Source organism: Duganella callida (assembly GCF_004614165.1).
In the GTDB taxonomy this organism is placed as follows: domain Bacteria; phylum Pseudomonadota; class Gammaproteobacteria; order Burkholderiales; family Burkholderiaceae_D; genus Rugamonas; species Rugamonas callida.
This window is the reverse complement of sequence record NZ_SPVG01000042.1, coordinates 1-23,294: the sequence shown is the minus strand read 5'-3', so window position 1 is coordinate 23,294 and position 23,294 is coordinate 1. Positions and strand designations below refer to the sequence as shown.

At 65.2% G+C, this 23,294-nt stretch carries 24 protein-coding genes; 10 read left to right on the top strand and 14 right to left on the bottom strand.

Translation table 11 applies throughout. The features are described from left to right. Positions 1-103: 103 nt before the first annotated feature. On the top strand, positions 104-946 hold the full coding sequence (locus tag E4L98_RS04610; RefSeq protein ID WP_135200400.1) for an alpha/beta hydrolase family protein: 843 nt from the start codon (positions 104-106) through the stop codon (positions 944-946). Here E4L98_RS04610 and E4L98_RS04605 read toward each other — a convergent pair. From E4L98_RS04605 to E4L98_RS04580, 6 genes are all read right to left on the bottom strand, one after another. After that, positions 943-2,280, bottom strand: coding sequence for a DUF3422 family protein (locus E4L98_RS04605; protein ID WP_135200399.1), 1,338 nt, complete (start codon positions 2,278-2,280; stop codon positions 943-945). The two genes, E4L98_RS04610 and E4L98_RS04605, sit on opposite strands and share 4 nt — an antisense overlap. Positions 2,281-2,362: 82 nt before the next feature. Next, on the bottom strand, positions 2,363-3,361 hold the full coding sequence (locus E4L98_RS04600) for a 2-hydroxyacid dehydrogenase (RefSeq protein ID WP_135200398.1): 999 nt from the start codon (positions 3,359-3,361) through the stop codon (positions 2,363-2,365). Continuing rightward, positions 3,358-3,891: a DinB family protein gene (locus tag E4L98_RS04595; RefSeq protein WP_135200397.1), complete on the bottom strand. Its 534-nt coding sequence runs from the start codon at positions 3,889-3,891 to the stop codon at positions 3,358-3,360. Before E4L98_RS04595 ends, E4L98_RS04600 begins: the two co-directional genes overlap by 4 nt. Continuing rightward, complete coding sequence (locus tag E4L98_RS04590) at positions 3,878-5,410, bottom strand: hypothetical protein (RefSeq protein WP_135200396.1); 1,533 nt, start codon at positions 5,408-5,410, stop codon at positions 3,878-3,880. The genes E4L98_RS04595 and E4L98_RS04590 overlap by 14 nt, the downstream gene beginning before the upstream one ends. A 19-nt stretch (positions 5,411-5,429) precedes the next feature. Next, on the bottom strand, positions 5,430-6,701 hold the full coding sequence (locus tag E4L98_RS04585; RefSeq protein ID WP_135200395.1) for an NAD(P)/FAD-dependent oxidoreductase: 1,272 nt from the start codon (positions 6,699-6,701) through the stop codon (positions 5,430-5,432). Positions 6,702-6,735: 34 nt separating this feature from the next. Next, positions 6,736-7,410: an HAD family hydrolase gene (locus E4L98_RS04580; protein ID WP_135200394.1), complete on the bottom strand. Its 675-nt coding sequence runs from the start codon at positions 7,408-7,410 to the stop codon at positions 6,736-6,738. A 99-nt stretch (positions 7,411-7,509) separates the two neighbouring features. Between E4L98_RS04580 and E4L98_RS04575 the strand changes: the two genes are divergently transcribed. The 3 genes from E4L98_RS04575 (at position 7,510) to E4L98_RS04565 (ending at position 9,594) form a co-directional block, all read left to right on the top strand. After that, complete coding sequence (locus E4L98_RS04575) at positions 7,510-8,466, top strand: LysR family transcriptional regulator (protein WP_135200393.1); 957 nt, start codon at positions 7,510-7,512, stop codon at positions 8,464-8,466. A 102-nt stretch (positions 8,467-8,568) separates the two neighbouring features. Next, entirely contained in the window at positions 8,569-9,165 is a 597-nt protein-coding gene (locus E4L98_RS04570; protein ID WP_135200392.1) for a LysE family translocator, read from the top strand. Positions 9,166-9,201: 36 nt separating this feature from the next. Further along, positions 9,202-9,594: a hypothetical protein gene (locus tag E4L98_RS04565; RefSeq protein ID WP_135200391.1), complete on the top strand. Its 393-nt coding sequence runs from the start codon at positions 9,202-9,204 to the stop codon at positions 9,592-9,594. A 40-nt stretch (positions 9,595-9,634) separates the two neighbouring features. On the opposite strand, the gene E4L98_RS04560 is transcribed toward E4L98_RS04565, so the two are convergent. Both E4L98_RS04560 and gluQRS read right to left on the bottom strand, forming a co-directional pair. Further along, on the bottom strand, positions 9,635-11,131 hold the full coding sequence (locus tag E4L98_RS04560; protein WP_135200390.1) for a CYTH and CHAD domain-containing protein: 1,497 nt from the start codon (positions 11,129-11,131) through the stop codon (positions 9,635-9,637). Between the two features lie 41 nt (positions 11,132-11,172). Continuing rightward, complete coding sequence (gluQRS, locus tag E4L98_RS04555) at positions 11,173-12,048, bottom strand: tRNA glutamyl-Q(34) synthetase GluQRS (RefSeq protein ID WP_135200389.1); 876 nt, start codon at positions 12,046-12,048, stop codon at positions 11,173-11,175. Between the two features lie 120 nt (positions 12,049-12,168). On the opposite strand from gluQRS, the gene E4L98_RS04550 reads away from it, so the two are divergent. Beyond that, positions 12,169-13,812 carry a M28 family peptidase gene (locus E4L98_RS04550; protein WP_135200388.1) on the top strand — a complete coding sequence of 548 codons (1,644 nt, stop codon included), beginning with the start codon at positions 12,169-12,171 and terminating at the stop codon, positions 13,810-13,812. A gap of 8 nt (positions 13,813-13,820) precedes the next feature. On the opposite strand, the gene E4L98_RS04545 is transcribed toward E4L98_RS04550, so the two are convergent. From E4L98_RS04545 to E4L98_RS04520, 6 genes are read right to left on the bottom strand one after another with little or no spacing between them, the layout of a single operon-like run. Then, entirely contained in the window at positions 13,821-14,504 is a 684-nt protein-coding gene (locus E4L98_RS04545) for a cyclic di-GMP-binding domain-containing protein, MshE-related (RefSeq protein ID WP_229257247.1), read from the bottom strand. 18 nt (positions 14,505-14,522) lie between these two features. Further along, positions 14,523-15,488, bottom strand: a complete 966-nt coding sequence (locus tag E4L98_RS04540; protein WP_135200386.1) for an AraC family transcriptional regulator — start codon at positions 15,486-15,488, stop codon at positions 14,523-14,525. Continuing rightward, positions 15,485-16,042 (bottom strand): DUF2059 domain-containing protein, encoded by a 558-nt coding sequence (locus E4L98_RS04535; RefSeq protein ID WP_135200385.1) that lies wholly within the window; start codon positions 16,040-16,042, stop codon positions 15,485-15,487. Before E4L98_RS04535 ends, E4L98_RS04540 begins: the two co-directional genes overlap by 4 nt. A gap of 17 nt (positions 16,043-16,059) precedes the next feature. Then, positions 16,060-17,658 (bottom strand): OmpP1/FadL family transporter, encoded by a 1,599-nt coding sequence (locus tag E4L98_RS04530; protein ID WP_135200384.1) that lies wholly within the window; start codon positions 17,656-17,658, stop codon positions 16,060-16,062. 1 nt (position 17,659) lies between these two features. Next, a complete protein-coding gene (locus tag E4L98_RS04525) occupies positions 17,660-18,667 on the bottom strand; it encodes a transporter (protein WP_135200383.1) in 1,008 nt (335 codons plus the stop codon). Positions 18,668-18,701: 34 nt separating this feature from the next. Next, positions 18,702-19,469 (bottom strand): C39 family peptidase, encoded by a 768-nt coding sequence (locus E4L98_RS04520; RefSeq protein WP_135200382.1) that lies wholly within the window; start codon positions 19,467-19,469, stop codon positions 18,702-18,704. Between the two features lie 507 nt (positions 19,470-19,976). Between E4L98_RS04520 and E4L98_RS04515 the strand changes: the two genes are divergently transcribed. The 5 genes from E4L98_RS04515 (at position 19,977) to E4L98_RS04495 (ending at position 23,242) form a co-directional block, all read left to right on the top strand. After that, the gene (locus E4L98_RS04515; RefSeq protein WP_135200381.1) at positions 19,977-20,486 is read left to right on the top strand and encodes a DUF6160 family protein; all 510 of its coding nucleotides are present in this window, start codon (positions 19,977-19,979) and stop codon (positions 20,484-20,486) included. A 118-nt stretch (positions 20,487-20,604) separates the two neighbouring features. Next, positions 20,605-21,114 carry a DUF6160 family protein gene (locus tag E4L98_RS04510; protein WP_135200380.1) on the top strand — a complete coding sequence of 170 codons (510 nt, stop codon included), beginning with the start codon at positions 20,605-20,607 and terminating at the stop codon, positions 21,112-21,114. A gap of 45 nt (positions 21,115-21,159) precedes the next feature. Continuing rightward, positions 21,160-21,951: a hypothetical protein gene (locus E4L98_RS04505; RefSeq protein ID WP_229257245.1), complete on the top strand. Its 792-nt coding sequence runs from the start codon at positions 21,160-21,162 to the stop codon at positions 21,949-21,951. Next, positions 21,948-22,781: a DUF6160 family protein gene (locus E4L98_RS04500; protein WP_135200379.1), complete on the top strand. Its 834-nt coding sequence runs from the start codon at positions 21,948-21,950 to the stop codon at positions 22,779-22,781. Before E4L98_RS04505 ends, E4L98_RS04500 begins: the two co-directional genes overlap by 4 nt. Beyond that, entirely contained in the window at positions 22,781-23,242 is a 462-nt protein-coding gene (locus E4L98_RS04495) for a hypothetical protein (RefSeq protein WP_135200378.1), read from the top strand. Before E4L98_RS04500 ends, E4L98_RS04495 begins: the two co-directional genes overlap by 1 nt. Positions 23,243-23,294: the final 52 nt, after the last annotated feature.

The following is a 23,294-nucleotide window of genomic DNA, read 5'->3' as shown; positions in this document are numbered from 1 at the left end:
TTGAGAAAGAGGCAATCACCCCCATGTATGGTCTATACCACGCCGCCGCAAAATTTGTATGCTGGCGTACAGCAGGATTGCAGGATAAGAGTAAAGTAAAGCCATGAACAATTCCAAAAAAGTCGCAGGCCTGGCGGGTGTCGTCAGCGTGCTGTGGATGGGACTGACCGCCGCCGTGGCGGCCAACCAGAAGCGGCTGCTGTTCAACCCCTTGGGAAGCAAGCGCGAGGTGCTCAAGCCGTACAGCACCGGTCACCGCACGCGTCCGATCGTCGTGCGCGCCAAGGACGGCACACGCCTGTCCGGCTGGCTGATGACGCCGCCGGTGAAAGGTCCGCATCCCGGCGTGGTGTATTTTGGCGGCCGCTCCGAGGAAGTATCCTGGGTGGCGCGCGACGCCGGCAAGCTGTTCCCCGGCATGGCGGTGCTGGCGGTGAACTACCGCGGCTACGGCGATTCGCACGGCGATCCGGCCGAAGAACATTTCGTCGAAGACGGCCGCCTGCTGTTCGACTGGCTGGCCGAGCGCCACCACGTCGATCCCAAGCGGGTGGCGGTGGTCGGCCGCAGCCTGGGCTCCGGCGTGGCGGTGCAGGTGGCGATGGAGCGCGATGCGCATTCCATCGTGCTGATCACGCCTTACGATTCGATCCTGGCGCTGGCCAAACGCAAGTTCAAGACGCTGCCGGTCGACTACTTCCTCCAGCATAAATTCGAATCGGTGAAATACGCCCACCAGATCAAGGCGCCGGCGTATGTGCTGCGCGCGGCGGTGGACGACATCGTGCCGCATTCGCACACCGACCAGCTGGTGCAGAAACTGGGGCTGCTGCACGCGGACGAAATCGTGCCCGATTCCGACCACCTCAACATTCCGTACCTGGAAAGCACGCAGGAACGCATCGCCAGTTTCCTGGCGAGCCGTTTCAATCCGCCTGCCGCCTAGTGTTTGCCCGACAGCTGGTGGTGCAGGCGGCGCAGGCCCAGCCAGACGCCGGCGATCACCAGCGGTACGGCGATGCCGGTCAGCAGATCCGGATTCACCGGCAGGCTGCCGGCCTTCATGGCTTTGCCGACGTAGCCCACCAGTCCCAGCGTGTAATAGGAAATCGCCGCCACCGACAGGCCCTCCACCGCCTGCTGCAGCCGCAGTTGCTGCGCCGCGCGCGCGTCCAGCGATTGCAGGATGCGGCGGTTCTGTTTCTCCTGCTCGATGCCGACGCGCGTGCGCAGCAGGTCGTTGCTGCGCGCGATACGCTTGGACAGCGATTCCTGCCGCTGCGCCACCGAGGTACAGGTGTTCATGGCGGGCGCCAGCCGGCGTCCCATGAATTCGGCCAGCGTCTGCATGCCTTCCACCCGCACTTCGCGCAGTTCGGCGATGCGCGATTGCACCAGGCTGAAATACGCCTGCGAGGCCGAGAAGCGGTAGCTGTTGGTGACCGAGATTTTTTCCACCTGCGCCGCCAGGCTGGTGATCCGGTGCAGTAGGTGCTGGTCCTCGTCGCCGTCGCCGCGCACCAGGGTGGCGGTCAGATTGGCCAGCTCGTTCTCGATGCCGCTCAGCTCCGGCTGCGTGGCTTCCGCCTGCGGCAGTCCGAGCAGGGCCATCATGCGGTAGGTCTCGATCTCCAACAGGCGCCCGACCAGGCGGCCGGCCTGCAGCTCCTTCAGCTGCAGGTCGCGCACCACGAAGCGGCTGAAGCCATCGGGCTGGATCAGGAAGTCGGTCCACACTTCGGCGCCGTTGGCGACCTGGCTGCCGACCAGCGTCTTGCCCTGGAATAGCTGGTGCACGTCCTGCGCGAAGGCGGTGTCCTCGACCAAGCCTTTGCACAGCAGGACGTGGGCGGCGACGATGATCTTGCCGTTCAGGCCCGCCAGCCATTCCTGCGGGACGTTCTGCAGCGGCATGCGCTCGAACGAGGCGCGGCAGTCGACGCCAGGCTCGCCGCGCTCGACGAAGGTGTAGGTGGCGAACTCGGTGTGGCATTCCCACTTGAGGCGGAAGCGGCCGAAATCATGGAAGAAGTAGCGCGCCTGCGGATGCGGCGTGGCCACGCCGTAATGCAGGCAAAGCTGTTCCAGGATCTTGTGCTGGCTGGCGCGGTGGTTCTGGCGCGAGGGCTGGTCCTGCCGCAGATAGAGGGCGAAATGCGTCAGGCTCTCGGGCGCCTGCACCTGCAGGAAGGGACGGGAATGAATCTCCGCCGACAGCGGCACGCGCATCGGGTGATTCAACTGGGCGAAATCGGCGTTGGCGCGATAAGCGAGGGACATGGCTATCCTTGTCAATACAGGGTTGCTGCAATGCAGTATATCGGGGCTGTCCGGCCGGCACAAGCCTGCCGGCGGGGAGGGGTCAGGCGCTGGCTCCCAGGGCATTGGGGCAGCGCGCGCCTTGCAGGTAGCAGGCGAGATTGGCGAAAGTGACGGTGGCGATTTCGCGCATCGCTTCGATGGTGAAGAAGCCCTGGTGGCCGGTGACCAACACGTTCGGGAAGGTCATCAGGCGCTGGAACACATCGTCAGCGATGATGTCGCTGGAGTGGTCGTGGAAAAACAGATTGCTTTCTTGTTCGTAGACGTCGATCGCCAGGGCGCCGAGCTGGCCGCATTTGAGCGCGTCGATCACGGCGGCGGTGTCGATCAGCCCTCCGCGCGAGGTGTTGACCAGCATGGCGCCGCGCTTCATGGTGGCCAGGCTGGCGGCGTTGATCATGTGGCGGGTGGCGTCCATCAACGGGCAGTGCAGGGAGACGATGTCGGAACGGGTCAGCAGCTCGTCGAGGCTGACGCGTTCGACCAGGCCATCCAGCTGCGACGCGGGTGCGGGGTCGCTGACCAGCACCTTGCAGCCCATGCCGTGGAAGATGCGTGCGGCGGCCGCGCCGATCTGGCCGGCGCCGACGATGCCCACGGTTTTGCCGTGCAGCGTCATGCCCAGCAGGCCATCCAGCGCGAAGTTGCCTTCGCGGACGCGCGCGTAGGCGCGGTGGGTGCGGCGGTTCAGCGTCATCACCAGCGCCAGCGCGTGTTCGGCCACCGCTTCCGGCGCGTAGGCCGGCACGCGCGCCATGAACATCCCCAGCCGCATGCCGGCGGCGATATCGAGGTTGTTGAAGCCGGCGCAGCGCAGCAGCACGGCGCGCACGCCCAGCGCGTGCAGCGCTTCCAGCACCGGCGCATCCAGCTTGTCGTTGACGAACACGCAGACGGCGCCGCAGCCCTGCGCCAGCGGCACCGTGTCCAGCTCCAGCCGGTCGGAGAAGTAGACCGTCTCGACGCCGGACATGGCGCTGCGCGCTTCTTCGAGGAAGCGGCGGTCGTAAGGCTGGGCGCTGTAGACGGCGAGCTTCATAGATCGGGCACCCACACCAGCAGGTCGGTGACGCCGATGTCCACGCCGGCCTGGGTCAGCAGGGTACTTGCCTGGCCGCGGTGGTGCGTCTGATGGTTAAAGAAGTGCAGCAGCACGTCGCCGAAGCGCTTGCGGTAGCTGGCGCCGGCCATGCTGCGGTATTCGAATGGATGATCCAGGTCGGCGCCGCGGATCTCCGCGGCCCAGGCGCTGATGATGCCGTCCAGCTGTTCGCGGCAAGCGCGCAGCTCGGCCACGCTGTCGCCGTATGAACGTTTCAGGCTGTCCGGCATCGGCAGCGCCTCTGCCGCCCGCAGTGCGGGGTAGCGCGCGGGATGGGTGCTGAAGCGCTTCAGCCAGATGGTGTCGGCCGCCAGCAGGTGGTTCATGGTGCCGGCCAGCGAGCCGAAAAAGGCCTTGCGGTCGGCTGTCAGTTCTCCGGGCGGCAGCTGTGCCGCCGCGTCGTACAGCCGGGCGTTCATGTCCGCGTTGTAGCGGGCCAGCAGGATGAAGTGTTCAGGTGCGTTCATTCGGCAGTGCGTCGGGGTTGGAGCGCAGGAAAATCTTGTCGTTGATGGACGCCAGCGTCTGCGCGCGCTGCGATTCGGTCAGCGCCGGCTGGCCGAGCCGCTCGGGTTCCAGTATCGGTATCAGGTCCTGCGACATGGTCTTGCCATACGGTGTGGCGGCATCGTCTTTCAGCTTGCCCAGGCTATAGGTCAGCACGCGCATGGATTGATGGGCATCCATATCCAGCCGGGCTTTCGCCAGCACACCCTTGTCGTAGGCGATGCTGGTGCTGCTGCTGGCGCTGTCGTCGATCGTGATGTATTTGTAGTTCTGCGACTGCGGGTTCAGGTCCAGTGCCAGCGTGGCGTTGGCCGACACCGGCGCGTGATATTGCGCCTTCAGGTGCGACTGTTGCTGCTGCGAGATGCCGCGGTCCAGCTGCGATTTGCCGGAGATGGTGGTCTTCTGCGACAGCTCGTAGGAAAAGGTGTCCTTCTCGGTGATGCGCGCCGGATTGGACGCCACCTCGGTCTGCGACATCGAGGCGCTGAAGTCGGCCAGCCCGGTGGTGAAAGCGCGGTCCTGATCGGTCAGCGTGACGCCGCGCGCGACCGGCTGCGTGCCGTAATCGCTGTTCATGTCGGTGAAGGCGTCTTTGAACATATTCTGCAGCACGCCCTTGCCCTGGCCGCGCGTGTTGGCCTGATCGACCTGATCCAGATAGTTGTGCAGGGCCTTGGCTTGCTGCTCCTTGCTGCCCCATGCCGCCGGCTGGCTCAGGTCCACGGCGATCTTCGCTGAACCGGCCGGGCCGGCGAAGCTCACGCTGCGTTTCGCGGCGTCGGCATGGAATTCGAGATTCTGCATCTGGCTTCCATCGACCTTGACCTGGCCCTTCAGATCCACTGACGACAGGACGAAGCTGTCGAACTGCGTCAACCCCGCCAGATCGATGCGCGGCGGATCTTCGCTCATGCCGTCGATGGCCTGCTGGAAGGCGTCCGACAACTTGCCCAGCGCCTTGCGCTCGGCCTCATTCAGCTTACCGTCGCTTTTCGCCTGAACGGCGATGCCGGTATCGCCGGCTTCCACCGTCAGCTCGACCTTGACGCCGCTGCGGGTGGTGATGGTCAGAGCGACCTTGTTGTCGCCCAGGCCGTGCTGGGCCACCGCCGTCGGCGAGACCAGCATGTCGTAAGTGTCGGCCTTTACGCCATCCGGCGCCGCCTGCACCGATTGCGAGAAATCGGCGCCGTCATACGCCACCTGCTTCAGCAGCTCGCCGCCCAGACCCTTCAGCCGGGCCGACCCGCTATAGCTTTGGAAGTTGTTCGCCATCAGATAACTGGAGCTGCTGTGGAAGCGGTTCTCCCACAGCATGCCCTTGCTGGCGGCGGTTGGTGCGTCACCGCTCAGAGCGACCAGTGACGCAGCGGAGCTGCCCGCTGTACCGGTGGCGCCGGTCGCGGGGCTGTTCGCGGCTGGCGCCGGGGTGGGCGCGTTGGCCGCGGTGCGGTTCAGTGAGGTGATGGTATTCATCCGACCATTATAGGCCGGTTTAGCGGTGCAACCGCACGGGCGGCAGGATGCGCGCACGCAGCCAGTCGGCCAGCGATTGCGCCGCCACGCGGAGCGCGCCATGCAGCTGCAGCAGATGCTTTTGATACAGTAGCTGGTAGAGGACGCGTGCCGTCGCGCCGCCGACCCGGTAACGTCTGCCGGTCAGGGCGCTGGCCAGCACGCCGACCGCCGCCTGCTGACCGAGCGAAACCAGCGAGCCGTAATCCCGGTAGCGGAATTGCGGCCGGCCGTTACCGTCGCGGCGCGACAACAGATCGGCCAGGAACATGGCCTGCTGATGCGCCACCTGCGCGCGTGGCGGCGTCGGCCCCATGAGCGGACAAGTGTAGCTGGCGCAGTCGCCGAGCGCGTAGATGCGGCCGTCGTTGGTGGAACGCAGGCTGCCGTCGACCACGATTCTGTGCAGCCGGTCGACCGTCAGTTTCAGCGTCGCGCACAGGGCGGGTGCCTCCACGCCGGCCGCCCACAGCGTGAGATCGGCGGGATGTACGCCGCCGGTGGTATCGGTGACCGCCTCCGCCGTCACCGTGGCGACGCTGGTGGCGGTCAGCACATCGATGCCCAGCGCGCGCAAGTGGTTGGCGGCGCGCTGCGCCTGCAGCGTGTCCAGTTGCGGCAGCAGGTGCTCGCCGCGCTCGATGATGCTGATGCGGATATCCTGTTCCGGGTCCAGCGCATGCACGCGGTAGGCGGCCAGGGCGCGTGCGGTGTTGCTCAGTTCCGCCGCCAGTTCGACGCCGGTGGCGCCGCCGCCCACGATCACCACGCGCACTGGCGTCTTGCGCTCGCCGGCGCGGATGCAGGTGTCGAAGAAGCGCTGGCGGAAGGTCTCGGCATCGGCCACGCTGTCCAACGTCAGCGCATGCTCGGCGGCGCCGGGCACGCCGTAGAAATTGGTGACGGCGCCCAGCGCCAGTACCAGCTTGTCGTAGGCGATCACCTGGCAGGCGCCATCCCCGCCGGTGCGCGGCGCCAGCGTGATGGTCTGGTGGGCGCGGTCCACGCACAGCAGCTCTCCCTGCACGAAATCGAAATCGTGTTCGAGCGCCTGGGCGCGGAACGACAGCGCGGTGCTCTGCGGGTCGCATTTGCCCGAAGCGACCGTGTGCAGCAGGGGCTTCCAGAAGTGGCCGGGCCAGCGGTCCACCAGCAGCACGCGCGCGCGCCCGCTGGCGCCCAGCGTGTCGCCCAGGCGGGTGGCGAGCTCGAGCCCGCCCGCACCGCCGCCGACAATGACGATGGTTTCCATTTGCTTCTCCAGTTGTGAATGGGGCGGGGCGGCGTCAGGCGGCGTGCAGCGCGTCGAACGCGAGGAACTGGCGTGGACGTATCACCTCGGCGCCCTGCGCTGCGCCGTGGGCAATGCCGTAGGCGGCGACCGGCACGGTGCGCATGCCCATCGCGGCGGCGGCGCGCAGGGCCGGCGCCGAGCTGTCGATGACGATGGCGTCGTCCGGCGCGATCCCGGTCGCGTGCAGCGCGTGGGCGTAAGGACCGGTGCCGGCCGGGCCGTCGAAGCGGCAGTCGCCGGCGACCACGCTGAAGATGCTGTTCACATCGGCGCCGAAGTAACGCGCCAGCAGGGCGGAGGCGGCCGCCGACGGCAGGTCGGTCAGGATGCAGATCTTGCAGCCGGCGGCACTGGCGTCTTCGATCAGCGCCATGGCCGTGCTATGCGCCTGCGGCGGACGCGCCAGCAGCGCATGATGGAATTCGCGGTGTTTGTCTTCGAACAGTTGAGCGATGCGGTGCTTGTCGCTGGCGACGAGAGGCATGCCGGCCAGCGACGCGATGGCGCGCGCGTAGCCGTGGGTCGCGGCCGCCGCGCGCAGCGCCGGCACGGTCCAGCGTACGGACAGGCCGGCGTTGGCGAAGGCCGCATTGCAGGCGGCAAGGTGGAGCGCCTCGGTGTCGAACAGAACGCCGTCCAGGCCCAGGAAGATCACGTCTATGCTCATGCTCATTCTCCGTCGAATCGATGTCTGATGATTCACAATATAAAGGTAGTATCATTAAAAGAAAAATTAAAGATTTTCAGTTATTGATAAGGATTTCTTATGTATCACGCCAACTTCCGCCAGCTACAATCGCTGCTGCTGGTGGCGCGCCACGAGAGCGTATCGCGCGCGGCGGACGCCATGCACCTGACCCAGCCCGCCGTCTCGCTGCAATTGCGCACGCTGGAAGAGATGGCCGGCATGCCGCTCACGCGCAAGGTGGGCCGCAACATCCAGCTGACGGCGGCCGGCGAGGTGATGGTGGACTTCTCCGAACGCATCCTGCGCCTGTGGGAGCAGGCCACCGACGAACTGGCGGCGCTGCAAGGCGTGACTTCCGGTACACTGCGTATCGGCGCCGTGACCACCGCCGAGCACCTGCTGCCGCCGCTGCTGGTGCCGTTCACGCTGGAGCGTCCGGACGTGCGGCTGAAGCTCCAGGTGGGCAACCGCAACGAGATGATCAGCCTTCTGGGCAAGAACGAGATCGATCTGGCCATCATGGGCACGCCGCCGCGCGAGTTGCGCACCAATGCCGCCAAGTTCGCGCGTCATCCGATGGCCTTTGTGGCCAGCCCGTCGCATCCGCTGATGAAGAAGAAAAAACTGACCCTCAACGACGTGATGGCGGCCAACCTGCTGGTGCGCGAACGCGGCTCCGGCACCCGCACGGCAGTCGAAAAACTGCTGCGCGAAGCGGGCCATGCGGCGGAATTCGGCTCCGAGGTGTCGAGCAACGAGGCGATCAAGCGCATGGTGTCGGCCGGGCTGGGCGTGGGATTCCTGTCGGTCCACGCCTGCGGCCTGGAATTCGAGGCCGGCCTGCTGGCCATGCTGCCGATGGCGCAGAACCCGGTGGAGGCGGACTGGCACATCATGCACCTGAGCGGACAGGCCATCCCCAAGGTGGCGGCGTCGTTCCAGGACTTCGTAATCGAAAACGGCCAGGATCTGGTGGGCCGCGAACTGGAAGGCTTCTACAAGCAGCTTGGACGGCGCGGCAAGTCGTATCGGTAAAGAGACCAATACAGTGACGGCACAATTCGTGTAAAGTGTGCTGGTCAGTACCAGTACACCGGGCCCTACAATGCAGGTACACCTTCATCACCGGATACCATCATGTCGCCCGATCTGCTGCTGCCCCTGTGCGGCTTTGCCGCCGTCAGTTCCATCACGCCAGGCCCCAACAACACCATGATTCTGGCGTCCGGCCTGAATTACGGCTTTGCGCGTTCGCTGCCGCATCTGTTCGGCATTTGCTGCGGGTTCGCCTTCATGATCTTTGCCACCGGACTCGGGCTGCACGTGGTGTTCGAACAGCTGCCGCTGTTACAGACCATCCTCAAATATGCCGGTGCGCTGTACCTGCTCTGGCTGGCCTGGAAGCTGGCGCGCGCGGCGCCGATGACCGGCACCCAGGCAAGCAATGCCCGGCCGATGGGCTTCTGGGGCGCGGCGGCTTTCCAGTGGGTGAATCCGAAGGCGTGGGTGATGACCATCGGTGCGCTGACCACTTATCTGCCGCAGGGCTTCCAGTTGCTGGACGTGGCGCTGCTGGCGGGCGTGTTCTGGTGCGTGGGCATGCTCTGCGTCGGCAGCTGGGCGGCGTTCGGCGTGGCGATGCGCCGCGTGTTGCAGGATGCGCGCTCGGTCCGCATCTTCAATATCGTGATGGCGTTGCTGCTGGTGGCCACACTCTATCCGCTGCTGGCCTGATACCATAGGGGCTTTACCGGATTTGAAGGAATCTCCATGGTTCGTCCATTTGTGCGCGCGCTGCTGCTGAGCGCTTCCATGCTGGCCGCGAGCGCCGGCGCCGCCATCCTGCCGTCGGAGTTGATGCTGCCGGAGCCGGCACGCGCGGCGCGCGGCTATACCGAAAGCTGGATCTTCACCATCGACATCGTCGGCACGGAATCGAACGGCATGGAGGATTGCCGCAAGATCCTGAACGACCGCGGTTTCCAGGCGACGTTGTCCAAGACGGCCAATTCGGCCACGCCGGCGCTGCACTTCAAGCTGACCGGTTCCAAGGAATATGCCCAGGCCAGCACCGAGGCCGACGATACATTGGCTGCCGTGCAGCAGGCGAAATGCAAGGGCACGCTGACCTGGACCGTGACCGCGAAGCAGGCGCGCCGCTGACCGCTGTTAAGCGGCTGACGAACGGTTGACGAACGGTTGACTAACGGCTGGCGTGCGGCAGGCGCAGGTGGTGCAGGCGGCCGCGGATGGCGTCCAGATCGGCCGGCTGTGCGCTTTCCCTGGCCAGCAGATAGCCGCGCGCGAACTGGATTTCGCCGGCTGCTTGCGGGTGTTCCCGCGCCAGTGCCTGCAGCATGCGCGCGGCCATCACCAGATCGTTATGCCGCCCCAGTTCGTCCTGGGTGGCGGACAGGTTTTTCAGATAGGCCCGTACACTTTTCGGCCGGTACAGCGCATGGAAGAACTCCAGCGCGTAGCGGGCACGCTTGGCGGCGATGCGGGTACGGTGCGCGCTGACCGGATCGTCGTCGTTCATGCGCTTGGCGCGTTTCAGCATTTTCCCGTGCAGCTGCTGCAGCGTCTGACGCGAGAAGCTGGCGGCCGAACCGCTCAGCAGCGGTGCGGTCTGCAGCATCCATGAGCCGAGTGTCAGCATCAGTTTCGTATAGCGCGTAGACAGCAGGGCTTCCGCTGCCAGGCGGCGTTTGGCGTGCGAGGTTTCCAGCACCAGCGCCTGCAGATCCATCAGCGCATTGCCGCCGGCGGCGCTGACGTCGGCGCGCGGCAGGGTTGATGTCACCAGCACGTCCCAATCGCGCGCCGCGCCCAGTTGATCGCCCAGCCACTGGACATCTTCGGCCAGACCGGGTGGGCAGGGCGCCACCGCGTCGAACAGCTTCAGCGCGGAGCGCAGGCGGCGCACGCCGACGCGCATCTGGTGCAGCGTTTCCGGATCGGTTCCTTCGATGACGGCGGTCTCGTTGTTCTGGATATGCTGCAGGCAGTTGCCCAGTATCGCCAGCTGCGCGTCGCCGATGCTGGCGTCGTGGGGCAAGTCCAGCGATTGCGCGCGGCAGGGGGCGACGCCCACTTCGCGCACCAGCATGTAGCCGCGCTGCGCCTTGTTGACGTTGCTGATGCGCAGAGGGATGTCTTCCAGCAGATGCAGCGCGAAGGCGTACAGGCTGGCCGGCTGGCCTTCCTTCAGTTCCAGTTCGAGTTCGTTGATGGCCACGCGCTTGCCATGGCGTTCGATGTGGCCGTGATCGAGCGCCACTTCGATATGGCTGCCATCGACCTCCAGATCCCACAGCTGGCGCGTGACATCCACCAGGAACAGCGGTTCCAGGCGTTCCTTGAGGTCGCGCGCATCGAGCATGGCGCGCCATGGCGCATCGTCGCCGACCAGCTTGCGCAGCTTGCCCAGGCGCGGCCACGAGCGGTCGATCGGACACTCCCATTCGTTGCGGCTGTGCAAGCCGCTTTGCACGCTGCCGCCGGCCTTCATGGTCTGTATCCACTCGCCGTCAACCTTGCGCACGCGCAGGCCAGCACCGTGACGCAGCAAGTGCAGGTCGGGCGTATCGAAGTAGCGCGCGGCCAGCCGCTGCGTGCGTCCCTCGCCGCCGATCAGGGGATGCTTGAGCAGCCTGTCATTATCTTCCGGCGCCAGCAAAAGTTTGAGTTCGACTTCCATCTGCGTAGTGTAGAGAAAAGCGGTGATCGGCAGCGCACGGCTTAGGCTGAACGCGGCAGGGTTTGCAGCAGTTGCGCCCAGGCAGGAATCGCCTTGCGCCAGAAAGCGTCGATACTGTCGGCGTGCACGTCAAGACCAAGGAAGCGCGCGGCCGGCAGCATGGCGTCGCGCAGCAGCCGTTGCGGATCGCCGCCACGGTCGAAGGCTTGCGCCCCCGTTTGTTTGGACAGTTTGTCGCCGGCTTCGTTCACCACCACCGGCACGTGCAGATAGCTTGGTTGCGGCAGCCCCAGCGCCTGCTGCAGATACAGCTGGCGCGGCGTCGAATCCAGCAGATCGGCGCCGCGCACGATATCGGTGATGCCTTGCGCGCCGTCGTCCACCACCACCGCCAATTGGTAGGCCCAATAACCGTCGGCGCGCAGGATCACGTAGTCGCCGACATCGGCGGTGATGTCCTGCTGGTAGTGACCGAACCAGCGGTCCTCGAACGACAGCACGCAGTGCGGCGTTTGCGGCACCTTCAGGCGCAGCGCGCGTCCCTGCTTGCCGGGCGCCAGGCCGTTGCGGCAGGTGCCGGGATAAATCGGGGAAGCGATTTCCTTGCGCGAGCAGGCGCAGGGATAGGCCAGCTCACCCAACTGCGCGACCGCCTGCCGGTACAGCGCATAGCGTTGGGTCTGCCACGTGACTTCGCCATCCCAATGCATGCCGCAGCGCTGCAGCGAGGCGAGGATATGCTCATCGGCGCCGGCCACGTTGCGGCCGACATCCACATCCTCGATGCGCACCAGCCACTGGCCGTGGTGGACCTTGGCGTCGAGATAACTGGCCATGGCGGCGACCAGCGAGCCGATATGCAGAGGACCGGTGGGCGAGGGCGCGAAGCGGCCGATGTAGGGAATACGTGGCGTCATGTCGTCATTTTAACGCCTGGCGTTCATGCTGCGCTGCGCAACCGGCGGCAGCCAGTGGGTGCGGCAAATCGCATACAATGTGCGCGCGAAAAACGCATCCACATCACGACACAGGACATCATGCAAAAAATGACGCCATCCTTCGTCGCCTCCGCACTGGCCATGAGCCTTGCGCTGGCAATCCCCGTCCACGCCCAGCCAGATGGCGGCAAGACCGCCAGCGTGCAGGAAGCGCCGCTGCGCGCGCACCTGCAATTCCTGGCCAGCGACCTGCTCGAAGGCCGCGGCACCGGCCAGCGTGGCGGCGACCTGACCGTCGCCTACCTGGAAGCACAGGCGATGGCGCTGGGGCTGCAGCCTGGTAACGGCGGCAGCTTCCGTCAACCGGTGCAGATCGCGGGCGTCAAAACGCAGCCGGCCGACAGCACGCTGAAACTGGAAGCGGGCGGCAAGGTGCTGGACATCGCCTTCGGCAAGGACTGGGTGTTCGCCCCGGGCGACGCGATGGCGGCGCACAGCTTCAACACCGACCTGGTGTTCGTCGGCTACGGCATCACCGCACCGGACGAACAGTGGAACGACTACAAGGGCATGGACCTGAAGGGCAAAATCCTGGTCATGATGGTCAACGACCCGCAGCCGACGGCGCAGCAGCCCAACCGCTTCAACGGCAAGGGCCTGACCTATTACGGCCGCTGGACCTACAAATTCGAAGAAGCGCAGCGCCAGGGTGCGGCCGGCGTGCTGCTGATCCACACCACGCCGAGCGCATCGTACGGCTGGAGCGTGATCCAGAACAGCTGGTCGGGCGTCGAACGCTTCCAGCTGGCGGCCGGCACGCTGGGCACGCAGCTGCAGGGCTGGATCACCGAAGACACCGCGCGCGCCTTGTTTGCCGCCGCCGGCCAGGACCTGGACACGCTGCGCGCCGCCGCCGAGAAAAAAGACTTCAAACCGGTGCCGCTGGGCGCCAGACTGCATGGCGACATGAACGCAGCCGTGCGCAAGGTCGAACAATTCAACGTCGCAGCCGTGGTGCCGGGCACCGATCCGAAGCTGAAAAGCGAAGTGGTAATCTACAGCGCGCACTGGGACCACCTGGGCATACAGCCGCGTGACGGCGAGGCCAAGGCCGATACCATCTTCAACGGCGCCGTGGACAATGCCTCCGGCGCCGCCGCGTTGCTGGCGATGGCGGCCGAAGCGCAGCGGCACCCGGCCAAGCGCAGCCAGATGTTCCTGTGGGTGGCGGCCGAAGAACAAGGCCTGCTGGGCAGCGCAGCCTACGCCGCATCGCCGCTGTGGCCGCTGGCGAAGACCGCAGCCAACCTCAACCTGGACAGCCTGAACTTCGTCGGCGCCACGCGCGACATCGGCACCCAGGGCAGCGAGCGTACCGAGCTGGGCAAAATGGCCGAAACCACCGCCAAAGCGATGGGCATGAAGATCGCGGAAGCCAAGCCCGACCTGGGCGGCGGCTATTTCCGCAGCGACCACTTCAACTTCGCCAAGAGGGGCGTACCGGCGTTCTCGATCGAATCGGGCCGCGACTACATCAAGGACCCGGAAGGCGCGAAAGCCAAGGCCGCCGCCTATCGCACGCGCTACCACCAGGCCAGCGACGAATACGACCCGAGCTGGGACTTGTCCGGCATGGTGCAGATGGCGCAATACACCCTGAACCTGGGCCGTCTGATCGCCAACGACCCCCAGCTGCCCGAGTGGAAAGCCGGCGACGCCTTCGCCGTCCCGCGCAACAAATAAACTCCGACTTACCGGACACCGAGCGTGATGGTGGTGCCGCTCAGGTCGATGCCTTTGATGGAGATGCTGCCGAAGCTGCTGCCTTCGGTGCCGCGCACATGGATGTTGTTGAAGGCGATTTCGCCTATCGACGATGGCAGGCTCAGTGTCAGGGAGCCGTCCTTGTTGATCGTCGCGACGGCCTTGCCCGGGTCGTAGACGACGTTTTTCATGCTGGTGTCCGCTTCCAGGAAGCCTAGCACCGGATTCAGCAGCTTGCCCATTTCGCCGATCACGGCCACGCCGTTGCCTTTGGCCTGCTTTACCGCGTTGATCAGGTCGTCGCTCAGGCCCTGCGCCGAGGTGTCGCCCAGCTCCTCTTCGGTCAGCGCCTGCAATGCGCGCTCTTGCTCGCGGCCCAGGGTGACCGGGGCGCTGCTGCTCAGCGCGGCGGCCGGCAAGGCGGTGGCGGCGTAGGTTTCCAGCGGCGCCAGCAGCGAGGCGGCGATCGCTGCCGCTATCCGCAGGCGCCGCTGCTTGCGCAGGGCGCTGTCGATGTGCTCTTGCGTGATCAGTTCCAGCTCGGCGAAGATGTCGCCCAGCCGCTGACCGGTCTTGCGCTGCAGTTCGATCGCCGCCGCCAGTTGTTCTTCGGTGATCAGCTTCTGACGTATCAGCAGCTGACCCAGCATGGATTTGTGTTGGTTATTCATGAGCCATCCCATTGTGTTTTACTCGTTGTCTTTCGGCTTGCTGGCCAGGTGCTGGATGTCCGACGGCGCCATGCCGAACCAGCGCTTGCAGGCCCGGTAGAACGCGCTCGGCTCGGAGAAACCCAGCTGGAAACTCAGCATTTTCAGCGACAGTTCGCCCGCGCTCAGCGATTGCCGCGCCAGTTCGCGCCGGGTGTCGTCGACCAGGTTGGTGAAGCTGGTGCCTTCTTCGGCCAGGCGGCGCTGCAGCGTGCGTTCGCTCATCATCATCTGCGCGGCAACGTCGTCGCGGTGCGGCGGGCCTTTCGGCAGCAGGCTGGCCAATAGCGTTTGCACCTTGGCGCTGAAGGTCGGCGGTTGCGCCGCCGCCAGCGAGGCCAGCACTTTTTCGCCGCCGCCATCGAGCAGCGGCGGGTTGGCCGGCAGCGCCGACACCAAATCCGTATCGGAAAATTCCATCACGTTGTGCGGCATGTCGAAGCGCACCGGACAGCCGAAGGTGTCTTGGTACACCCGGGCGCTGGCTGGTTCGGGGAAGCTGTATTCGACCACCACCGGCGCGATGTCGTCGCGCCCGGCGGCGCAGCGCAGCGAACGCAGCAGCACGCACCAGACGAAGTCGTAGCGCTGTTGCGGCACGACGCGCCGCGCGCCGGGCAGCACCAGGCCGACCCGCGTGTGGCCTTGGCAGCGCTCGATCGAGCTTTGCACCGTCGGCGACACCAGCATGATGTGGCCCATCACGCCCAGCCAGCCGAGCCGGTGCGGAGTGGCGATCTTCAGGCCGATGGTCGGGTCGCCCGATTGCTGCACCAGCAATTCCCACAGGTGGCTCAGCTTGTCCGACAGGGTCAGCGCGTCGCAGGCCAGGCCGTCGCCTTCGTCCAGGCCGGCCTGGCGGAACAGCGCGTCCGCCTGGACGCCGGACTGCGCCAGGCGCGATTTCACGCCGCGCACCAGATGCAGGGCGGATGAATACGTCATGGCGTGACCGCGGCGCGCAGGCGCAGGCCGATTTTTTCCTGCAATCCCTGCAGCTTGGGATCGATCACCGCGCGGGTGTCGTCCGCCACGCCTTCGCCCAGCGTCTTCTGCATTTCCGGCAGCATGCCTTCGAATTTCTGTTTCACCGGCGATTCGAGGATGGCGATCAGCTGCTTCAGTTCCTCCTCGGTGTAGCGCTCGGCCAGCATGGGGGCGATTTTGGTCTGGATCAGTTTGTCGGCGCTGGCACGCGTGATGGGCGCGGCTTCGGTCATGAATTTCTTGGCTTCGCCGACGATGTCGTTCATGGCCGCGTCACGCTTTTCCGGCGAGGCGCGCCCTTGCAGCATGGCGCGCGCCTGGTTGACGGCGTTGCCGACCGGCGCCTGCAACATGGATTCGCCGATGCTGTCCGGGTTCCACAGCTTGAGCACCTTGTCGACCAGCTCTTTCTTGGCAGGCGGTACGGTGTCGGCGGCATACAGGCCGCTACAGGCCGCGCTCAGGACCAGCAGCGCCAGGCCGCGTCGCATTTGTTCGCTTGTGTTTTTCATGGTGTGCTCCTTCAAAATCAGAAACGCTTGTTGAGTTCAAAGCCGAAATAACGGACGTGGATGTCGCCGCGCACGTCCTGCCCCGCGTAGGGGTTGTAGATCACGTTGAGGAAGGTGTTGCAGTTCATATTGCAGCTGCTGTTGGCCGGGGCGTAGAACTTGCCGGTCATGTAGGAGCCGGTGACGTTGATGTCCATCGTCTTGCTGAGCTTGAAGCCGATGCCGGCGCTGAGCAGCCTGGTATCGGGCAGCGGCGCCAGCAGGTCGATCTTGTCGGCAGGGACCGAGGTCTTGCGCGGCTCGTAACCCAGCCGTATCGACAGCCGGTCAAGCGGATTCAGTTGCAGGCCATAGGCGAAGTTGACCACGCTCTTGTAGCCGCGCGGGATCACCAGCTTGCCCGAGTCCGGGATGCCGTAGAGCCGCGCCACCTCCAGCAGCTTGACGCTCTGGTCGAACTGGAAGCGCAGCGCGTCCCATTCGCTCCAGCGCGCGTAGCTGGCGTCCACGTTCAGCTGCACGTACTTGACCGGCTTGAGCTTGATCCCCAGCTGCAGGTGCGCGGGGAAGGGGATGGTCGCGCTCATATTGCCCTTCTGCTCGGCCGGGATCGAGGACGGGAAGCCCAGCACCGCGCCGGCGATCGGTCCCAGCAGACTGGCGTTCATGCCGCGCACGAAGTTGCGCAGCATCGGTTCGGTCTTGAACACATAGCTGCCGGTGTAGTGGGTCTTGGAGCCGCCCTGGTACACCGCGCCCAGCGCGAACCACGGCCTGGGTTCCCACAGCACGCCGAAGTTGATGGTCGGATCGAACGGCGCGGTCAGCTCGACGCGCATATTGGCCGCCTTCTTGAACGGGCTGACCATGCCGTCCTTGCCGCCGCCGCAGACGCCGAAGCCGAACACGTCGATGATGTTGCCGCCGTCTTCCGGGCACCAGCCCTTCTGCAGCTGGCCGAATACGCCCAGCAGTTCGTTGGGGAAGCGCATATTGGTATCGACCACGAAGGCGGCGTGGGCGATGGGCACGGCCACGCCGACGCGCAGCGTGTCCGATACCTTGTAGCCCAGCGCCGGCGAGGCATACACCAGGCGCTGGATCTGCAACTGCCGGCCCTGGTACTGGCCCGGATCGTTGGGATCGGTGCTACGGTCCAGGCTCATCGCCTGCGACATGTAGCTGTCGGTGCCGAAGGTCCATGGCGAGCCGGCCTTGTTCCAGGTCATGCCGATGCCCGGAACGGCCACCGCCGGCAGCCGCCAGCCCGGCATGCCGTAACCGGGGATGTACATGATCTGCCGCACCGGCCCGGTCGAGGTGTTCGACAGCGGATCGTCGCGCCAGCCGCCGACGTCGAAATTCGGTCCCGGTGTGAAGCTGGCCTTGGTGCGGATCGAAGCCACGAAATTGTGGATGCTCTCGCTATCCCCCGTCATGCGCGCCAGGCCGGCCGGGTTGAAGTGGATCGACGACACGCCCGGCGGATCGGCCGTCACCGCGTTCCCCAGCGCCATCGCGACCACGCTGGTGGTGAGGTTTTCGGTCAGCGCCGCGTGCACCGGCGCGCTCAGCGTGCCGGCGACCGCCGTGGCGATGGCGAGCTTGCGCATCATGTCAGAAGCTCAGCGGCAGGTTCATGCCGACCACCAGGTTGGGCGAGTCCGGCGTGACGCCGATGCCGACCGAAAAATTGATCGTGGTCTTGGGCGAGACGCGGTAGCCCAGGCCCAGGTTGAGGATGCCCGAGGTCTGCATGTGGGTCTTGGCTTCCAGGCCGTCGGCAAAGCGCAGCTTGGAGCCGGCCGAGATCGCTTCCTGGAACGACACCGTGGTCGAGATGCCATACGACAGCGCATACGCGAAGCCCATGCCGAAGCCGAAGGTGGTGCCCGGCTGCACGCGCGTCAGGATGCGGCTGCCGTTGATCTGCCACAGGTCCTTGGCCGGCGTGTAGGCGGTGAAATTCAGCGAGCCGAACAGCGCGACCGGGTCGACGATCTTGTTGACGTTGAGGCCGGCCGTGACGGCGCCGACGCCGCTGCCGGTGGCCTCGCCGCTGCCGGCGATGATCTTGAACGGGCTGCGGCCGGTCGGCAGCCGCACGTTGCCGGTCAGGGTCAGGCCGGGCTGGTCGCGGCGCGCCTCGAACGGCTGCCAGCGCGCGCCGAAGCCGAGGTCGCCGATCGAGTTGGACATGCCGCTGCGCGCCGCCGTGTCGGCATAGCGCGACAGCAGCGGCAGGGTGACGTTGGCGGTCAGGTTGTCCAGCACGCCGTAGTCGGCCGAAAAGGTGTTGGTCACCGTGTGCGAGTTGTTGTTCTCGATATTGAACAGGGTGGCGTTGCCGTTGGCGATGTCGGTGACGATGCGCTCCTCGCCGACGTAGCTGTAGCTGAGGTCATAGGTCAGCTGGAAGCCGCCGCGGCGGATCAGCGTGTACTGTTTGTCGACGGCGGTCAGGGTCTGCTTGAGCAGGGCGCTCTGGTCGCCTTCGCCTTCCTTCTTGGCCAGCGCGTCGCGCGCGGCGTCGGCGGTGGCAGGGGTGGTGTTGCTGGTCTGGGCAAAGCTGGAGCTCGCCATCAGCGCAACGGCGACGGCAAAGGGAATGGTACGAAACGTCATGTCGGCTTCCTTGTGAGTGTGACTGCGCTGAGGGTTAGTTGCGGTGCATCCAGGTGCCGGCCGCACCGGAATTCACGGCGCGCATCAGCTGGAGGGCGGTGCTGCTGAGGGCGTCCTGGCGGCCCTTGCCGGTGACGCGGTCCATGTCGACCGCGCCCAGTTCCCGGTCGTTCAGGGCCAGTTGGCCGACCGGCTTCTGGCCCTTGGCGGGCGAGATGATGAACAGCGTGTTCTTGTCCCACCAATGGCTGAACTCCTCCACCGAGAACACGATGTTGCCGGCCGACGGATCGGCGATGTAGACCACGCCGTCGCGTATGCCGCGCAGCACCACGAAGTGCTTGGAGCCGGCGTAGTCGATCGGCACGATGGCCGGTTCGTCCAGGGTCATCAGGTCCTTGATCTCGGCCTTGAAGCCGGCGCCGGACAGACCGAGCGAGCCGACGTAGCGCTTCATGTCGAGCAGCGAGAAGCCGCGCCGCTCGATGATCTTGTCCTTCTCGCCCTTCTCCAGCATGCCTTCCATGGCCTGCTGTTCGTTGACCATCACGCCGAGGTGATAGTTGAGGATGGTCACCAGCGCGGCCGAGCCGCAGCTGAAGTCGAAGGCCTGGCGCACGATGTGTTTGTACTTGAGCTCGATGAACGGCTCGATCTGCACCGACTGCACATAGCTGCCGTTGCCGGTCAGCGTCAGCGGAATGTCGTACTGGCCCTTGGGCCGGTCGACCGGTTCGTGTCTGGACATGACACCGGCGCCGCCGATGATGGCGGCGACTACGCCCAGCAACAGCATCAGCATGGGAGGCGTCTCCCGTGCGGGCGCTCGCGCGCGGAAGAAAAAAGTGTGAGCTCCGCCCACAGGCGTCGGGCGCCAGTTTCGATCTGCATGTTGTCTCCTCTGTTTGTAGATTAGTACGGTCGTGCTTTATTTAAGCGGCAACTCGTCTTTTCTTTTTTGTAATTTATTAACGCATGGTTTTTGGAGCCACCGCAGCTTCTTTTTTAGACATGTGACTCTAGCTTTTAGCTTGCCAGCTATGCTATTCGCGCGCATGAGCAATGCGACATCGTTGCAACAACGCTCTCGCTCTGATGGCTCTCAGGGCCAAGTTGTTGGCTTAAACGGTCAGTGCAACAAGCTGGACCCATGCCGCGACCAGCTCCTATGATGGATTTTAATTAATAGTCAAATATTAATTTTTCCAGGCCCCGGTCGCGGTGCGCCGGCGTTCTTACCGGAGCGGCGGATCCATCGCAGAGGCGTGGACCATCCCAGACAACAACCACTGATAACCGGAGATAGCAAATGCAAATCATCAAGACCGCAATCGCAACCGCCCTGGCAACCCTGGCATTCTCGGCTTCGGCCATGACCCCGATCCAGGACGCTGAACTGAGCACCGTCAGCGGCCAGGACGGCGTGTCGATCGCCGCCAACCTGAACATCAAGATCGATTCCTTCGTCTACACCGACACCGACGCGCTGGACGCCAACGGTCTGGGCGGCGGCTCGGTCTCGTTCAACGGCATCAAGGTCAACGGCCTGATCGCCGCCAACATCGACATCCTGTCGAAGAACTCCTTCCTGGCCGCCGCCGGCGCCGCCGGCGTGACCAATCCAGGCACCTTCTACAACCCGGCCACCGGCGGCGACGTGGTGCAGATCGCGATTCCGCAAAGCGTGGTGGCGGACGGCCATTACCTCAACGTCTCGGTCGACGCGATCAAGATGGGCAACAATGCCGCCTCGTTCGGCTCGGTCGCCATGAACCAGATCGACATGCGCGGCACCACCGTCTGGATCTTCGCGCACTAATCCGGCGGCTCGCCAGGCACGTTGCTTGGCCTGCGCAGTCATGGACGGCAGCAAGCGCGGGGCCATAAGATGGTCCCGCAGCACTTAAAAAAAACACACCAATCAACGGAGACGATTCATGCAATTCATCAAAACCGCAGTAGCAGCAGCCCTGGCAACCCTGGCTTTCTCGGCTTCGGCCATGACCCCGATTCAGGACGCTGAGCTGAGCACCGTCAGCGGCCAGGACGGCGTATCCATCGCCGCCAACCTGAACATCAAGATCGACTCCTTCACCTACACCGACACCGACGCGCTGGACGCCAACGGTCTGGGCGGCGGTTCGGTCTCGTTCAACGGCATCAAGGTCAATGGCCTGATCGCCGCCAACATCGACATCCTGTCGAAGGCTTCGTTCCTGCAGGCCGCCGGCGCCGCCGGTGTGACCAATCCAGGCACCTTCTACAACCCGGCCACCGGCGGCGACGTGGTGCAGATCGCGATTCCGCAGAGCGTGGTCGCGGACGGCCACTACCTGAACGTGTCGGTCGACGCCATCAAGATGGGCAACAACGCTGCCTCCTTCGGTTCGGTCGCCATGAACCAGATCGACATGCGCGGTACCACCGTGTGGATCTTCGCTCACTAATCGGCTGAGCGGCGGCGGTCTTACCGAGACCGCCGCTTCACTCCCATGATTGCCACCATATTGCGCCGGCTGACGCTGGGCGTTGCGCTGCTGTGCCGCGTGCACGCGGCGTGCGCGCAGATACAGCCGATGAGCGAAGAGGAACTGTCCAACACCTACGGGCAAGGGCTGGTCAGCATGACCAACACCAGCCTGAACGGCTTCGACTTCAGCAAAGTCGCGCTGGACGCCGACATCACGCTCAGCGCCAACCTGCGCAACATGCGCCTGGGCGAATACAGCTACGCCGCGCGCAACGGCAGCGGCGCCGATCTCGACATCGGGCTGATGCAGTTCGGCCGCAGCGACGGCACCGACGCGCAGCGCACGGTCCAGATCAGCAATCCCTATTTCGAATTCGTGTACCGCAATGCGGCCGATGGCGCCTCGCGCGAGGCGATCGGCATGCGCTTCGGCTTTGAATCGATCCAGGGCGATATCGGTCTGCAGATCACCACGTTATCCGGTTCGATGAAGGTGACGGGGAAGGCGGCCGACGGTAGCGCCATCGTGCTGGACTCGCACACCGACACCTTGGGCGGCAAGCGCTGGGATGGTTCGTGCGCGGCGCCGTGTCTGACCTTGTCGCAGCTGGGCGGCGTGACGGCCGGCGACGTGAGTGGCGGCAGCCGCGATTTCTGGGTGTCGCTGCTGAAGACGGCGGTGCAGTTCCCGGCCGCGGCCGGACAGCCGGCGGCCGACACCGCGCAGGCGGGCGTGTGGCTGAACTGGCGCGACAAGCTGCAGGCGCTGAGCACCAACGGCATCACGCCGCCCAACCTGCCGAAGGGACGATGATGCGCGGCGCGCTGGCGGTACTGGCATGGGCGTGTGCGGCGCAAGTGGTGTCGGCGATGGAGCCGATGAACGACGCGGCGCTGTCCTCGGTGCGCGGGCGCGACGGCGTCAGCTTCGACCTGAACGGTTTCGCCATGAGCGGCGATGCGCGCGTCAGCTACACCACGCCATCGGGTTCCAGCCTGTACGTGGAAAAATTCGCGGCATCGCGCAGCGACAATCCGCTGCCGTTTTCCGATCCGTTCCGGCTGGACGTGGTGCCGGGCGCGCCGGGCCTGGCGAACGTGATCGACATCGCCTTTCCCGCCAACCTGAATGGCGACCAGCGCTGGCAGATGGCCTACGACTGGGGCGTGGGCGCCGATGGCGTGGTGCGCGAGCAGGGCAGCGTGGCGGTCAAGGACCTGGTGTTCTACGGCGGCGGCCTGCAGTTCACCACCCCGCAGGTCAACGACGGCATCGCTTTCGGCGCGGCGCTCAAGCTGGACATCGGCCAGCTGTCGTTCCAGCCACGCGGCCGCGACGACGCCACCGAGGCAATGATACTGAGCGGTATCCACATCGGCGGCGCGGGGGGCGGCACCTGGGCGATCGCCAACGTGGCATCGCAGCCGGCGGTGATCAATGCGCTGACCGACGAACTGGGACCGCGTCTGCACATCGGCATCGACTGGCCCGATGCGCGCTATGGCAGCGGCCAGGCGCCGGCCGGCAGCATCGCGGTCGACAACATCTCCTTCGTCAGTCCGGGTCAGCCGGCGGTGGACCTGGGCTCCTCGCGCATCGGCTCGGTGCAGATCCAGTACCTCGACATCAAATTCAAATACTGATGAAGCGGGCCTTATTCCTGTTGATGCTGGGGATCGGCGCGGTGCAGGCGGGCGAACTGCGCGCGCTGGACGACCAGGAACTGTCGCAGGTGCGCGGCGGCGACGGCATCAGCTTCGCCGCGCACGTGGTGCTGAACGACCCGACGCTGGTGGGCGCCGTCAGCGACAGCCGGCTGTCGCTGGGATTCAACGGCGATGGGCAGATGCGCTACATCGTCTTCAAGAATGTGCGCGGCGCGGTGGACATGTTTGCCGTCAGCCTGGGCGTGCAGAACCGCAGCGACGGCAACGGCGACTACATCGCCATCGGCCTGCCGGGCTACGTCAAATACACCAACTTCGGCTTCGAATCGCTGAGCGTCCAGACCGACCCCACCGCGCCGGTGACGGGCAACCTGGGCAGCATCAACATCAACGGCACCGTCTCCCTGCAAGGCCAGGTCCGCTTCTGGGGCCACTAACTCCGGGGTCAGGTCTTTCATTGCGTCACGAGCCCAGCCGTAGGCGCGCCTA